The sequence below is a fragment of the Streptomyces sp. AM8-1-1 genome (assembly GCF_032229325.1).
Taxonomy (GTDB): domain Bacteria; phylum Actinomycetota; class Actinomycetes; order Streptomycetales; family Streptomycetaceae; genus Streptomyces; species Streptomyces achmelvichensis.
The window spans coordinates 378,111-392,314 of record NZ_CP135086.1; the positions used below are offsets into that span (position 1 = coordinate 378,111).

Here is a 14,204-nt window from a genome sequence, read left to right on the forward strand (position 1 = left end):
GGTTGCGAGCGCTCCTGTCAGTCGGGGAGGCCGTCGAGCACGGCCTCCATCTCCCGCCAGGATGTACGTTCATCTGCGAATTCGTCGAGTTCGATGGTGAGTTGCACCAGCACGGACAGCGCGGTCCGCTGCTGCTTGCGCAGGTGGGGCGACGCCTGCAGAGGCAGCACGGCCCTGCGCCGGACCGCCTCTTGCAGGACATCGTGCGCCTCGTGGAAACGGCCCGCCCTGATGAGCCACAGACCGTGCAGCTGCAGGGTGTGAGGCAGGCGCGCCATGTACTGTGCCGGCCGCCTCCTGGCCAGCTCACGTAACAGGGCGACCGCCTCGGCCGCCGTCACGAGAGCCTCATCCGTCAGCCCTGTTTTCATACGGCACTCGGCCAGCGTCTCCAGGCACTGGAGAAGTACATCCTGCCGCCGGGCACCGTCAGCGGCGCTCTCGCACCGCAGAACACCCTCGGCGGCGTCCTCGGCCGCACCGTTGACCTGCCCGTCCGCCAAGCGCAGCAACGCGAGCGTGCTCAGCGCCCAGGCGGTGTCCAGCAGCAGGTGCGGCCGCTGCGGGGCTTCCTCGTCCGCCAGCTTCCGATAGATCGACACCGCCTCGACGTTCAGCTCCAGGGCAGAGGCGGTGTCACCCGCCCTGTGGCGCAGCAGGCTCAGATTGTGCAGCGCGGCCGCGTGCGGGCGCTGGTGGCGCCCGGAACGCCGAACCAGATCACGCGCAAGGACGACCGCCTCGTCGGCCACCCGCAGCGCTTCAGGACCTCGTGCCGTCTCCTGCAGGCGCAGGCTGCGACTCATCAGACGGCGCAACCGGACCAGCCTGCCCTCGCCGGTGGTCGTACCGTCCGGCGTCGTACGGTCGGGCACGGCGAGCAGCCGTTCCAACACGAGGGCGGACACGCCGGACAACCCGCCGGCGTAGCCGGGAAGCCGCGTCTCGACCTGCAGCAGCAGTGCGGTGTCGCATTGCTCCAGGGCGGGCCGAATCAACTCGGCAAGCGGTTCCGCATGGGGTACGCGCGCTCCCGTGACCGTCAACGCCGGTACCAGCAACTCGGGGTTGATACCCACGGCCTCACTCAGCGCCTCGTCGAGGATCGCGTGCGCCGGGTGGTCCAAGACCCGCCCCACCGCGGTGCAGCCGCGGGCGCGGGCCAGCACGTCGAGCGTTTCCAGAACCGTCTCGGCACGGGCGTCGTCGACACCAGGCACGTCCGCGCCGAGCACGGCCGCGAGATAGTCGGTGGCTTCGCCGCAGCTCTCCGGCTCCAGGAGGACCCGGCGCGCCAGGATCTCCCCCACGCGGTCCGGTTCCAGAACGGCCACCTGGCCGCCCTGAGCCGGGTACAGGGCGCGCAGACACCCGTGGACGGCAGCCATGGAGGGGCGGCGGTCCGCGTCGGGAAAGGCGGCTTCATGGACACGCCGGAGCAGCGCGGTCAGCTCCCTCCGCTCGCGGCGACGCGCGAGTGTGGGGACGAGCAACAGCCCTTCCGCCATCAGTCGCCCGGTACGTCCCGCGAGGGGCCCGTCCGTACCCAGCCGGTCCTCCAACAAGGCGTGCCAGCCCTTGATCTCGTGCCAGCAGATGCGGGCCAGGGGATCCTCGTTCTCCGCCCAGGCTTCCCCCTGGCGCAGCGTGAGCACGGCGTCCAGAGCGGTGGCCAGTACCCCCAGCAGTGAGTCCTGCTGTCCGGCCGTACGGCCCAGACCGTCCGGCGCAGCGACCCACGCGCAGTCCAGCTGCCTGGCGAACTCGCCGAACGCCTCCACGGCCAGCGACTCCGGCTTCCTGCCCTCGATGCTGTTGGGCAGCCTGTGCGCTCTCGCCTCACGCAGCGCCCACTCCTCGATGTGCCGGGCCGCGAGCTCCTCCTGCAGCAGTTGCCGCAGCGGCGTCTCGGACCGGGCGAGGAGCAGGACGCGCACAGTGGCGTCCTGCGGCCGGTGGCGGTGGATGTGCGCAAGGAGTTCGCAGACGTCGCTCACACGCGCCTGGGCGTAGTCGAACACGACGAGCGCGGGGAAACCGGCCGCAAGCGCCGAGGTCATGTTCTCCAACCACCGCTCCTGGGCGAGCGGGTTGGTGAACACCTCGGCGAACCCGGCGACCCAGCCCTCCTCACGCAGAAGCCCGCACAGCTGCGCCGACAGCCGGGTCTTGCCCGAGCCTCCCGGCGCGTAGAGCACGCGCAGCAAGAGATCGGGCGGCTCGTGACACCACGAGACCAACTCGCCCAGCTCCGGCCTCTCCACGAACGGCATGGCACCACGCGACAGCATCTGCGCGGGCGTCGTGCCGCTGCCCTCGCTGACGGGATCGGGTCCGAAGAGCTCCTTCTGCCTGCGCAGGCGCTCACCGGCCGCGTCGAACCACGGTGTGCCGGGTGTGTGCGAGCGGCGGTTTCGCTCCAACAGCCCGGGAGAACACTGCTCCAAAGCATCGATCGGGATGAGCCAGCCGCCGGACATCCCCTTCTCGTGCCGCGACGCCTTGAGCACCCCACAGACACGTCCCGTGCCGGTGTCGAGCACGGGGCCGCCGCTGAAACCCTGCACCACTTGGTCCCACTGCAACCGTACGTACTGTCCGCTGCGGCCCGCGACCTCTAGGCGCAGAGTGTCCGGCTGGACACCCTGCTCCAGCGTGTGGCCGCTGAAGCCGTGGACCGAGACCGAGGCCGACTGCAGGGGCTCGCTGTCGTCGAGCCACACTCCGCGCAGGTCGTGCGCCGGCTCGGCCAGCCGCAGTTCGGCCAGGTCCGGGAAGCCGTAGATGCTGCCCTCTCCCCGGGACTCGGGAACCATCCTTACCACGTCGACGGCGACACTCCGCCCCTCGACGAGGGCGACGAGACCCGCCGGGTCACGGCCGGCGACAACATGGGCGCAGGTGATCACCGTGTCGGGGGTCACGACGAACCCCGAACCGCAGAAGGCACCGCCGGCCGTGATGCCTACCGTGTGCCGCTCCGTCAGAACCCTCAGCCGCTCCCGCGTTTCGTCACTCAGTCGCTCCGGCACCGTCATGAACACTCCCGTTGCACACCACCAACCGACTGGCTGATCCTCCCCCACCAGGGCTTGGGAAACGCCGTTGCTCGGGGGAGAGTTGACGCTGAATCCATCTCTCGCCCGCAGGCCGTTCAGCCGGCGAGGGAGGAGCAGACCGCCGGGAGAAGACCTGGAGCCGAACGGGCCTTCGGCGAGGCGAAGCTGATCTGCCGTCGGAGCCAGGCGCTTCCGAAGCGCCCCTGCACATCCGACTCCGTTCGCCGCGCACCCGATGTGCGTTCATCGCCGCCGGCCTCTTTCCAGATCCGTCTTGGTCACCGCTCCACTATTCACTCAGTACATATACATGGTGCATACTGATCTGCATGACCACCCGTCACATTCTGCTGGGGCTGCTCTCCTCGGGGCCCAGCCATGGATACGACTTGAAGCGACGTCACGACGAGCGCTTCCCCGAGGCCCGTCCCCTGGCATACGGGCAGGTCTACACGACCCTGCAACGCCTGGTCCGGGACGGCCTCGCAGCGGTCGACGGCACCGCGTCGGACGGCGGTCCGGAGCGGACCGCGTACCGCACGACGGACGAGGGCACGCGCGAACTGGCCCGGTGGGCATGTGAGATCGCACCCCCCGCACCCTTCGTGACGAACGAGATCTTCGCCAAGGTCGTCGTGTCGATCCTCACCGGCGGCGACGCGGGCGCCTATCTGCTGGCCCAGCGCGCTGCCCATATGGCGCGGATGCGGGAGCTCACGGCGGTCAAGACAGCCCCGGGCACGGACATGACGACCGTCCTCTCGGCCGACTACGCCCTCCATCACCTCGACGCCGACCTCCGTTGGATGACCACCACGGCGGCCCGGCTCACAACCCTGACCGCGGAGGTCTGCACAGCATGACGAACGGGACCACGAGACAGCCGCTGCTTGCGGCTCGCGACTTGGTGAAGGCCCACGGCAGGACCGAGGCCCTGCGCGGTGCCAGTGCCGAGCTGCGGGCCGGTGAGATCCTCGCCGTTACCGGGGCCAGCGGCAGCGGGAAGTCGACGCTGCTGCACTGCCTGGCCGGGATAGTCCGCCCGGACGCGGGCTCGGTGACGTACGACGGCGAGCGGCTGGACAGGCTGCCGGAGAAGCGGCTGAGCGAGCTGCGCCGCACCGAATTCGGGGTGATCTTCCAGTTCGGGCAGCTGATCCCGGAGCTGACGGCTCTGGACAACGTGGCCTTGCCGCTGATGCTGGCCGGCACCGGCCGCACCGAGGCGCGGGCGTGCGCCGGAACGCTTCTGGAGCGGTTCGGGGTGCGCGGGCAGGAGGAGCTGCGGCCGGGCGAGATGAGCGGCGGGCAGGCGCAGCGGGCGGCGCTGGCCCGTGCGCTGGTCACCCGGCCGAGGGTGGTGTTCGCGGACGAGCCGACCGGGGCGCTGGACTCGCTGGCGAGCGAGCAGGTCATGACGGCGTTGGCTCACACGGCCCGGGAGTCGGGCACGGCCGTGCTGCTGGTCACGCACGACGCCCAAGTGGCGGCGTACGCGGATCGCGAGGTCCAGCTGCGGGACGGGGCCGTGTCGAAGCTGGAGGTGACGGCATGAGCACGATGGCTTCGGACCTCCGCCTGGCTTGGCAGCTCGTACGCGGGTCCGACCGGCGGGAGTCGTGGAGGATCACGCTGACGGCGGCGGGCGCAGCGCTCGCCACGGGTTTCGCTCTGGTGGCCGCCACGCTCGCGTCCCTACAGGGCAGTTACCGTCTCTCCCTCTTCCACGGCCTCCTGGACCAACCCGGTACTCGTGCCGGGGTGATCAGCGGCCTGCTGCTGTTGCTGGTGCCGGTGCTGGGATTCCTCGGTCAGTGCGCCCGGATCGGCGCTGTACACCGCGATCGCCGGCTGGCCGGGCTGCGGCTCGCCGGGGCGACACCCTGGCAGGTTCGCCGGATCGCCGCCCTGGAGACCGGGCTCGCCTGTCTGCTGGGTTCGGCGGTCACCACCGCCTTCTCGGTGCTTTGCCTGCTGCGCCTGTGGAGCGGTCCGACGCCGTTGACCTGGGCGGCCCTCGCATCGGTCGCCGTCGGGGTACCGGTGCTGGGCGCGGCAGCGGGAGCCTTCGCACTGCGCCGGGTGGTGGCCTCCCCACTGGGCCGGGTCCGCCGGGTGCACCCGAAGGCGGGCCGGGGACCAGGACTGTTGTCCCTGGGTGGTGGTCTGGTGATGGTGGTCGGGCTGGCGTCACTCGCCATGTACGGCGGCCACGTCTCCGGCAACCGGTTCGACTGGCGGATGCCGTTGACCGTAATGGGCCTCGTCGTCACCCTCGGCGCCGGCGCGGTGTGGCTGTCCGGCGTCACTGCGCGGCACACCGGGCGTCTGCTCGCCGCGCGGGCCCGGACCGCGGCGCCGCTGATTGCGGGGGAACGGCTGCGCGACGATCCGTGGGCCGCGGCCCGGTCCCACGCCGCAGTGCTGCTGGTGACGGTCGTCGGGACGGTCTTCCTCTGTGTTCAGCACGCGATGCGCACGGAACTGTCCAGGCGGGATCATCCCGCCGCCGACATGGCCTACTACACCACCGGTCTCGACCTGACCGGGGCCGCCGTCCTGGTCGCCCTCGCCATCACTCTCTCCGGGCTCGCCGTGGGCACCGCGGAGTCACTGGCCTCCCGCCGCCGCGCCCTGGCCGCCCAGGTGGCGGCCGGCGTGCAGCGCCCGGTCCTGAACTGCGCCCTCCTCCTGGAGACGGCCCTCCCCCTCGCCCCCGGCTTGCTCCTGGCGGGCACCGGAGGCATGGCGATCGGCGTCGCGTACTCCACGGCCACCGGCGTCGGCTCGGTACCGTGGACCGCCCTTCTGGTCGCGCCCGTGATGTACGGGTCCTGTCTGCTGGCGGCGGCGACGGCGTTGCCCCTTCTCGGGCGCTGGGTGCGGCCGGGGGAGCTGCGGTACGCGTGACAGCGCACCATGAGAGCAGACGGTGACGACCACATGCCGACCTGGGTGGGGGCATGGGCGCCCGCCTGCTCACCTGCCCGACCCGACCGTGCGTCGATCCGGACTCGTGTCGCTTCTGATCACTCAAGCATGTGCGTTGTGCCGACCGAAGTCAGGCACCGCGCACGACTTCCGCGTCATGGGGGCCCTCTTCGGGCTGGTCACCAGCGTTCTTCCGCGCAGCCCGGACAGATCGCTGGTCGACCAGTCTTGCGGCGAGCAACTCCCTTACGCGTTCGGCGTCCTGAGGTGAGCTCAAGCCTCGCTTGGGCAGGATCAGCACGCCGGCGCCCCACACATCCGGGGTGAGCAGTACAAAGACCCGGCGACCCTCGACCCAGCGCCCGTAGAACTCCCAACCTGTGTGGTTCGTATGGCGCACGGACACGGTGCTGATCCCTGACGGGTCGAGCGTGACGCGATGTTCGCCCAGGTGCCTGGCGTACCCGAGCAGGCCCAGAGCCATCAGCCAGCGGCACACGACGGCTATGACGATGACGGTCACGATCAACCGCAGTACCCCCAGGGCCGGGGAGTCGGTGCCCTTGACCGCAACGTTGATCGCGATCACCAGGCCGAGGAAGATGCCCACGCCCCACAGAACGCGAAAAGCCCACCGGCCGGCCGGGCTGTGCCGCATCTGAAGTTTCAACCCGTCGGATATCTCTCGCAGCGTCACCGTGTAGGTGAACCGTACGGATACGTCGGTGCTCATACACCCTCCCCAGAGCTCGTGGAAACGGATCGTACTGGCAGGCGATCACGGCTCATCCCGCATCGGCCGGATCGCCGACTCGGTAAAGCTGTGGCCCCCACCCATCGGCGCCGCCGGGGACGCACTGCTTACAGATCCTCGGAGGACCTCATCCAAGCCCTCCGGCGCCCTCGTCACCTGCAACGCCGGCATTCAGGAGCAGCTCCACGTCAGCGGCCGGCAGCGGAGAGCGCAGGGCCCCCGGAGCTGACGCACCGGGGACCCTGCGCTTCGGGGTACCGCGACGGTCGAGCCCGCCCGCAGAGGTCAGCCGGCCGGCACCGTCAACGCGTCCGTCACGGGACTTGGTTGCCTACCCCGTTGGCTGTCAGGGCTCCGGTCCAGATACGCAATCGGTGCAGGCTGCCGGGAAGGGGGTCGCCGTCGGCGGCGCGCCCCACGGTCACCTTGCCCGTTCCCTGCGTCTGCGCGATGTGACCGGCCTGGGGAGACGTCCCCTGCCCAGAGGTACCGATGTAGAGCTTCAGCGCGCCGGACGTGTCGGACGGGTCATCGGCGATCGCGGTGGCGTTGTAGGTACCGGTGAGATCGATCGGGGTGTCGAAATCTGTCATCACGTCGTTCGCTTGGGCCTCGACACGGCCAGTGACATTGCCTGCAGCGTCAACCCCTGTACGGACAAAGCTCCAAAGGGAAATGTCCGTGTCGAGCTTGGTCAGTACGAGCGCCCAGGACGAAGCGCCTGCAAGGTTTTGGGCGGCCACGATTCCGCGGTGGCCGACCGGCTTGGACGCCCACTCCGTACCGTTCACACTCACCCGGGCCGACACGGTGAAGGAGCCCGTTTCGTCCACGACCGGTCCGGAGGCGTCGGCGTAACCCCGTATTCCGTCGAGCACCAGTCGGCCTTGCCCCATGTCGTCCGGCAGAAGTTGTGCCCCCTCGGGCGAGAGGTTGAGGGCGGTTCGGCCGTAGCGGCTGATGTCCTTGATGATGTTGCCGGTGGTGACCGGGCCGGCGTTCCAGTCCGCGACGAGCGCGGTGGCCGGCTCGTATTCGTCCTCGAGGTCTGATACCAGACGTAGGTCCATCGGCCGCAGTGCCCTTTGCCAGACTGCTACTTCGTCCACGTAGCCGTGGAAGTACCGCTGGTGCCGGCCGTTGGCCTTGCTCCGGCCCATCTGGAGTCCGCTTGCCGACGTCCAGGGCCGGTAGGCCGAGGTCGCTGTGGCCAGGGTTACCGGCTCTCCCTGGGGACGGCCGTTGACGAACAGTTGGATGGTGTCGTTCGTCGAGTCTGCGTCACGTTTGGTGTCGAAGACTCCGGCCAGGTGGGTCCATACGCCGGCGGGCGGATGCGCCGCGTCGCCGTAGGAGACGACATCCGTCGTGTGACGGCGGTCCTGGGCGCCTCGGCCGAAGGCCCACTTCTTGTGCTGGGCGGAGTAGGACAGCTCGAAAGCGGCGTCGTGGGTCCCGGGTGCGGAGAGTACGGCTTGATCGGACGTCGTGTTGGCGAGATAAGCCCAGGCCGAGACGGTGAACGACTCGGCGGTGTTGATGGGCGGCCCGGCTGTCGTCGCGTACGCCTTTTGCTTGCGAGGGGCCGAGCTGTTCAGGTCGAGCGAAGAGTCGGCCTCGCCGCGTCGGGCCCGGTCCGACCAGGTGGCGCCGCCCTTGAGTGACGCGTCGTGGCGCTCCGTCCCCTCGCTTGCGGTGTCCTTCGTCGTGGTCCCTGATCCGTTTGAGGGACGGTCCGCGAACTGCCACTGTCCGACCGCGCCGGGCGCCTGCTTCACCATGAAGGTGAAGGATGTCGAAGGGCCCCAGCGTTCGCCCCGGTCTCTGGCCTGTACTTCCAGGATTTGAAGGCCGGCAACGGATGGCACTGCGGTGTACGGCGGCGGCTCAGCCCCATCGACGACGACGGCTCCCATGTGGCCGGTGAGGCGCACCCGGTAGGCGGTGACGTCGGTGCTTCCTGTGGCTGCGTCGATATCGGCCTCGTTCGGCCGGAAGGTGAACAGGCCGGGCAGCCCGGGTTCGCCGCGCCCGACGCAGTCGTCCGCGGTGCACTCCGTGTACGGACCTTGACTGGTGATCCGGGGTGGTCTTGGTACCGGATCGTCGGCTGCGTCTCCCGATGCTCCGAAGGCCGGCGATGTCAGCAGCCCTGCCAGCAGCGTGGCGCCTGCGATCACGGCCCATGCGGGCCTGCTTCTCCGTCTGTGTCCGGGCACGTTCGTCTTTCCCCTCCCCTGGGCCTCCCCAGGCCCCTTGTGAACGGGCGACTGTACGAGGCCCGTCGGCGCACCCTAGCCCGGGACGGGATTCGATTCGATCTTTTATGCGCTCAGGAGCGAGCTGGGCACGTGCTTGATGTCGGGCGGCCTTGAAAGAGGTCGACGAGCCGTCGGACGACCGGTGCTGCTGGGCGGCGCGGTGTCTGCCCGGAGTCAGCCGGCGCGCTGTGTGGTCGTGTCGGCCTGGACGGGGATCTCGGGCAGGGGCACGGTGCAGGACGCGCAGCGTCGGGCGTGGGCCGGGACAGGGCTGAGGCATTCGGGGCAGTCCCGCTTGGGGGCCTGAACGTCCTGGTGCGGGGCGAGGCGCTCGTGGAGTTTGTTGATGGGCAGGACGACGAGGAAGTACAGGGCCGCGGCAAGGAGAAGGAAGCTGATCGCGGCGTTGATGAAGGCGCCGTAGGGGAACTGGGTCGCGCCGAGGGTGAAGTGCTTGCGGCTCATGTCGCCGGTGGCTCCCGTGGCCAGTCCGACGAGTGGGGTCAGGAATGCACCGACGAAACCGTTCACGACGGCGGTGAACGCGGCGCCGATGACGATGCCGACGGCCAGATCGACGACGTTGCCTCGCAGGATGAAGCTGCGGAAGCCTTTCATCTTTTGGTTCTCCTCTCCGGGGCCCGCGGCGACACAGGTGGGGACGTGTGGGCGCGGGACGGGGCGTGCCTGCCCTGTCCGGCTGCCCCGGGAGGGCGGAGTGAATGTGTACGGTCTCGTTTCCGGCCGCGGTCCGCGTGTGGACGCCGGCGATGCCCGGTCCCGGGGCTGCAGGCCCGCGGCGCTCGGCTGCGTGCTGCGCGCTGTCGGGGCTGTCGTGGCTGTCCGATCACGGCACGGAACGCGACGAAATCTCATAACGTACACCGCTTGGCTCCTGTCGGGTCACAGTTGTCCGCAATAGCCGCAGAAGTCTTTACAAGCCTGTGGGCTACTGCGAGGGTCAACTCCCGCATGGGCGTTGCCGTGGGACGCGACGTCCTTTCCGTGGGGGGACAACGACATGATCCGTGGCTTTGCTCTGTCTGTTTTCCGCCGTCCGTTCCGGCTCAGATCGCGGGGTCTGATTCTGCTGGCGCTGACGGCGACGCTGGTGGCTCTGCTGCCGCTGTTCACTTCGGGTGGCCGGGCGAGTGCCGGGCCGGGGGCATTGCCGATGGCGGACCCGACGGCGCCGCCGCCTGCGCCGCATCATCAGGCTGCACCTGCTTCCGCCATGGAGCCGGCCGCGCCGACATTGCCGCGGGACGGGTGGACGGCGACGGCGAGTGATCACGAGACGGTACGGGGGGATCACCGTCCTCTTCGGGTACTGGACGGCGATCCGAACACCATGTGGCACAGCCGGTGGTCGCCGACCGCTGCCGCGTTGCCGCACAGCATCACCATCGACATCACGGAGACGGCGGTCCTGTCCGCGCTCGTCTACCGGCCTCGGGCGACCGGGACCAACGGCCGGATCGGGGAGTACGCGATCCACCTGAGCGCTGACGGTGTGGCCTGGGGTGCCGCTGTGGCGACGGGTACGCTGGCCGACGACGCCACGGTCAAGACGCTGAGTTTCGCGCCGAAGGGCGCTCGCTTCATCCGGCTGACCGCGACGACCGAGGCAGGTGGCCGCGGCCCGTTCTCCAGTGCCGGTGAGATCAACCTGCTGGGCGATCCGGGTACCGCCGCCTCCGTGGTCGATCTGCCCCGTGAGGGCTGGACGGCATCGGCAACCAGCTTCGAGACGGCCCGGGGCGCGCACGCTCCCGCCGCTGCGCTGGACGGTGATCCGGACACCCTGTGGCACAGCAGGTGGTCACCGACCACAGCGCCGTTCCCGCACAGCATCACGATCGACATGAAGACGGCGCGGCCGGTGTCCGCGCTCTCGTACGAGCCGCGGCGCATCGGTGTCAACGGCCGGATCGGCGCCCACACCGTCACCACCAGCCTGAACGGCACCACGTTCAGTACGCCGGTGGCGAGCGGCAGTTGGAAGGACGACGACACGCTGAAGGGCGCCACCTTCACCCGTACCGTCACCGCCCGCTATGTGCGGCTGACCGCGACGAGTGAAGCCGGCGGCCGTGGACCGTGGGCGTCGGCGGGCGAGATCCGTATCAGTGGACCCGCCGCACCTGCCTCGCACGGCGTGTGGGGCAAGGTGACGGGCTTCCCGCTGGTGCCGGTCGCGACGGCGGTGCTGCCGAACAACAAGATGCTGGCATGGTCGGCGTACGGTATCGACCGCTTCGGCGGGAGCAACGGCTACACCCAGACCGCGATCATGGACCTGGCGACCGGCCGGGTCACACAGCGGCGGGTGGACAACACCGGGCACGACATGTTCTGTCCCGGCATAGCGGTCCTGAAGGACGGCCGCGTGCTGGTCACCGGCGGCTCCAACGCCGAGCGGGCAAGCATCTACGACCCCGCCACCGACGCCTGGGCATCCACGTCGGACATGAACATCGCCCGCGGCTATCAGGCGATGACCCTGCTCTCCACCGGCGATGCCTTCGTTCTCGGCGGATCGTGGAGCGGCGGCGGCAGCGCCAAGGGCGGTGAGGTCTGGTCGTCGGCGAACGGCACATGGCGCAAGCTCAGCGGTGTACCGGTCACCACGACCATGACCGCCGATCCGCGCGGTGCCTACCGCGCCGACAACCATCAGTGGCTGCACGCCACGTCGAACGGTCGGGTGCTGCACCTCGGCCCGAGCAAGCAGATCAACTGGATCTCCACCAGCGGCAACGGCACCATCACCGCGGCCGGACGGCGCGCGGATTCCCCGGACGCGATGAACGGCAACGCGGTCGCGTACGACATCGGGAAGCTGCTCACGCTGGGCGGTGCGACGGCGTACGAGAATGTGAAGGCGACGCGGCGGGCGTACACCGTCGACCTCAACGGGGGTGGCACACCGATCAGTTCGCGTACCGGGGACATGGCCTATGCCCGCGCCTTCGGCAACAGTGTGGTGATGCCGGACGGCAAGGTGGCCGTCTTCGGCGGGCAGTCGTTCCCGGTGCCGTTCAGTGACGCGACCTCGGCGATGACGCCGGAGATCTGGGATCCGGCGACGGGCAGATTCACGCGGATGGCGTCGATGGCGGTGCCGCGGAACTATCACAGTGTCGCCAACCTGCTGCCCGACGGCCGCATCTTCACCGGGGGCGGCGGACTGTGCGGTGCGTGTGCGACCAACCATCCCGACGGGGCGATCTTCACGCCGCCGTACCTCCTGAACGCGGACGGCAGTGAGAAGGCCCGTCCGGTGATCACGGGCGGTGTCCCGGCCCGAGCGGCGAACGGGGCGCAGCTGGCCGTGACGACCGACGCCGACGTCTCCTCGTTCGCGCTGGTGAGAGCGGGGGCGTCGACGCATTCCACGGACAACGACCAGCGCCGTGTGCCGCTGACGTTCCGTCAAACAGGTGCGGGGGCATACGACGTCACCGTTCCGGCCGATCCGGGGGTGGCGCTCCCGGGCACGTACTTCCTGTTCGCCCTGAACGCCGAAGGGGTGCCCAGCAAGGCGAGGATGCTCACCGTGGGCTGACAGCCCGGCGTCCACGGGCGCCCGGTGCCACCTGTTCTGCGGGTGACACCGGGCGCTCGGTCGTCCCCCGTAAGGGTGATCCGAGCGGGGCGGTCAGGTGCGCTCGTGCGTGTCGCCGTGCCCTGTTCCGGGCGCGGCCGGCCGCAGCGTCATGCCGGGCTCCGGCGCGGGGGCGATGGGTGCCAGGCGGCGGGGCGGTGCGCGTCGCAACCGCCGGACGGGCGCGACCGCGATCAGTGCCGCCGCGCAGCCGGCGCTGATCACGGCGGCGGCGAACAGCAGTTCATGGACCCCGACCAGCGAGCTCGCCGGTCCGGCGATCATCTGCCCCAGCGGGACGGCGAGGATCGACCCGGCGATCTCGTACGCGGAGACCCGGTTGAGCCGGTCCTCGGGGATCTGGGTCTGCACGGTGGTGGCCCACTGCACGCCCCAGAACGCCCAGCCGACCCCGCTGACCGCGTAGCCGAGCAGGAGCAGCGGCAGCGCCGGGACCAGAGCGGCCGTGAGCGGCATCAGGGGGAAGAGGAACATGGCTACGGCGCCGCCGAGCAGCGGCCGGGCTGGGCGGATGCGGATGGCGATGAGGCCACCGACGGCGCAGCCGGCGCCGAACGCGGCCTCGGCGTAACCGAAGGCCGCGGTGCCGTGAGCACCCGTGACGGACGCGGCACCGAGCGGGGTGAGCGGGCCCCAGACGAAGACGCCGAGGACCCACCAGATGAGGATGACCGCCCACAGCCAGGAGCGGGAACGGAATTCGGTCCAGCCGGTGCGCAGGTTCTCCCATGTGGAGGTCGTGCGGTCGGCGGTGAACGGCGGCAGCCGCAGGGCCAGCAAGGACAGTCCGCTGGCGGCGAAGGTGGCAGCGGTCGCGGCGAACGCCCAGGCGGGTGCGGCGGCCGCGACGAGCAGTCCGGCGCCCGCGGGACCGGCCATGGTGGAGATGCCCTGGCCGACGCGGAGGACGGCGTTGGCCTTCTGCGCGTCGGCGGCGACCTGCGGCACCATGCCGTTGACTCCCGGCTGGAACATCGCGGTGGCCAGACCGCCCAGCGCGGTCGCGGTTACGATGAACCACAGCGGGGGCCGGCCGACCGCGACGTACCAGGCGAGGGATGCGATGAGCAGGAACCGCACCGCGTCGGCGGCGATCATCACCGGCCGGGGGTGGAACCGGTCCGCGAGAACCCCGCCGAACACGACGAACACCGCGAAGGCGGCCATCCACGCACCGAGGGCGAACCCGACCGCGCTCACCCCGTAGCCGAGGGTGAGCATCGCCACCGACAGGGCGACCGGCAGCATCGCGTCGCCCAGCATGGACGCGATGCGGGCGGTGAAGTAGAGCGTGAAGTTCCGTGTCCACAGCGGAGGTTGCACGACTGCGGAGTCGATCATGCTGTGGTTCCTCCCCCGGGCCCCGGGCGCGGCGGGCCGGCCGGCCCTTCCGTGCAGCACAGAATCGTAAGCGCGGCCGCACCGGACGGGACAGCGGGTTTTTCGCGAACGTCCGCCGCCGTGCCCGGATGGAGGCCCCATGGCCGGGGTGGGCGGCACCTGCCGGTTCGCAGGCGGGGCGGGGTGTCCAGCACAATGGCTCCGCAATCCACACGCCTTTGACGAGAGGA

Annotated in this window: 9 protein-coding genes; 4 read left to right on the top strand and 5 right to left on the bottom strand. The window is 70.0% G+C overall.

The window, feature by feature from the left end; all coding sequences use genetic code 11:
- Positions 1-17: 17 nt before the first annotated feature.
- The gene (locus RPQ07_RS01660; RefSeq protein WP_313942159.1) at positions 18-3,038 is read right to left on the bottom strand and encodes a trypsin-like peptidase domain-containing protein; all 3,021 of its coding nucleotides are present in this window, start codon (positions 3,036-3,038) and stop codon (positions 18-20) included.
- A gap of 350 nt (positions 3,039-3,388) precedes the next feature.
- On the opposite strand from RPQ07_RS01660, the gene RPQ07_RS01665 reads away from it, so the two are divergent.
- Genes RPQ07_RS01665 through RPQ07_RS01675 form a run of 3 tightly spaced genes read left to right on the top strand, consistent with a single transcriptional unit; the run spans position 3,389 to position 5,969 of the window.
- The gene (locus RPQ07_RS01665) at positions 3,389-3,922 is read left to right on the top strand and encodes a PadR family transcriptional regulator (protein ID WP_313942160.1); all 534 of its coding nucleotides are present in this window, start codon (positions 3,389-3,391) and stop codon (positions 3,920-3,922) included.
- Positions 3,919-4,614 (top strand): ABC transporter ATP-binding protein, encoded by a 696-nt coding sequence (locus RPQ07_RS01670; protein ID WP_313942161.1) that lies wholly within the window; start codon positions 3,919-3,921, stop codon positions 4,612-4,614. Before RPQ07_RS01665 ends, RPQ07_RS01670 begins: the two co-directional genes overlap by 4 nt.
- Complete coding sequence (locus RPQ07_RS01675) at positions 4,611-5,969, top strand: FtsX-like permease family protein (RefSeq protein WP_313942162.1); 1,359 nt, start codon at positions 4,611-4,613, stop codon at positions 5,967-5,969. The genes RPQ07_RS01670 and RPQ07_RS01675 overlap by 4 nt, the downstream gene beginning before the upstream one ends.
- A gap of 151 nt (positions 5,970-6,120) precedes the next feature.
- Here RPQ07_RS01675 and RPQ07_RS01680 read toward each other — a convergent pair whose 3' ends face one another.
- The 3 genes from RPQ07_RS01680 to mscL form a co-directional block, all read right to left on the bottom strand.
- Complete coding sequence (locus tag RPQ07_RS01680) at positions 6,121-6,723, bottom strand: YcxB family protein (RefSeq protein WP_313942163.1); 603 nt, start codon at positions 6,721-6,723, stop codon at positions 6,121-6,123.
- A gap of 335 nt (positions 6,724-7,058) precedes the next feature.
- Positions 7,059-8,924, bottom strand: coding sequence for a LamG domain-containing protein (locus tag RPQ07_RS01685; protein WP_313942164.1), 1,866 nt, complete (start codon positions 8,922-8,924; stop codon positions 7,059-7,061).
- A 255-nt stretch (positions 8,925-9,179) separates the two neighbouring features.
- Positions 9,180-9,623 carry a large conductance mechanosensitive channel protein MscL gene (gene mscL, locus RPQ07_RS01690; RefSeq protein ID WP_313942165.1) on the bottom strand — a complete coding sequence of 148 codons (444 nt, stop codon included), beginning with the start codon at positions 9,621-9,623 and terminating at the stop codon, positions 9,180-9,182.
- 616 nt (positions 9,624-10,239) lie between these two features.
- Here mscL and RPQ07_RS01695 point away from each other — a divergent pair.
- Entirely contained in the window at positions 10,240-12,573 is a 2,334-nt protein-coding gene (locus RPQ07_RS01695; RefSeq protein ID WP_313942166.1) for a discoidin domain-containing protein, read from the top strand.
- A gap of 93 nt (positions 12,574-12,666) precedes the next feature.
- On the opposite strand, the gene RPQ07_RS01700 is transcribed toward RPQ07_RS01695, so the two are convergent.
- Positions 12,667-13,974, bottom strand: coding sequence for an MFS transporter (locus RPQ07_RS01700; RefSeq protein WP_313942167.1), 1,308 nt, complete (start codon positions 13,972-13,974; stop codon positions 12,667-12,669).
- Positions 13,975-14,204: the final 230 nt, after the last annotated feature.

Excerpts from the sequence above, each read along its gene's own strand:
- RPQ07_RS01680 (WP_313942163.1), bottom strand. The coding sequence starts at position 6,723 with ATGAGCACCGACGTATCCGTACGGTTCACCTACACGGTGACGCTGCGA.
- RPQ07_RS01695 (WP_313942166.1), top strand. The coding sequence starts at position 10,240 with ATGGAGCCGGCCGCGCCGACATTGCCGCGGGACGGGTGGACGGCGACG.
- RPQ07_RS01670 (WP_313942161.1), top strand. The coding sequence starts at position 3,919 with ATGACGAACGGGACCACGAGACAGCCGCTGCTTGCGGCTCGCGACTTG.
- RPQ07_RS01675 (WP_313942162.1), top strand. The coding sequence starts at position 4,611 with ATGAGCACGATGGCTTCGGACCTCCGCCTGGCTTGGCAGCTCGTACGC.
- RPQ07_RS01700 (WP_313942167.1), bottom strand. The coding sequence starts at position 13,974 with ATGATCGACTCCGCAGTCGTGCAACCTCCGCTGTGGACACGGAACTTC.
- mscL (WP_313942165.1), bottom strand. The coding sequence starts at position 9,623 with ATGAAAGGCTTCCGCAGCTTCATCCTGCGAGGCAACGTCGTCGATCTG.
- RPQ07_RS01660 (WP_313942159.1), bottom strand. The coding sequence starts at position 3,038 with ATGACGGTGCCGGAGCGACTGAGTGACGAAACGCGGGAGCGGCTGAGG.
- RPQ07_RS01665 (WP_313942160.1), top strand. The coding sequence starts at position 3,389 with ATGACCACCCGTCACATTCTGCTGGGGCTGCTCTCCTCGGGGCCCAGC.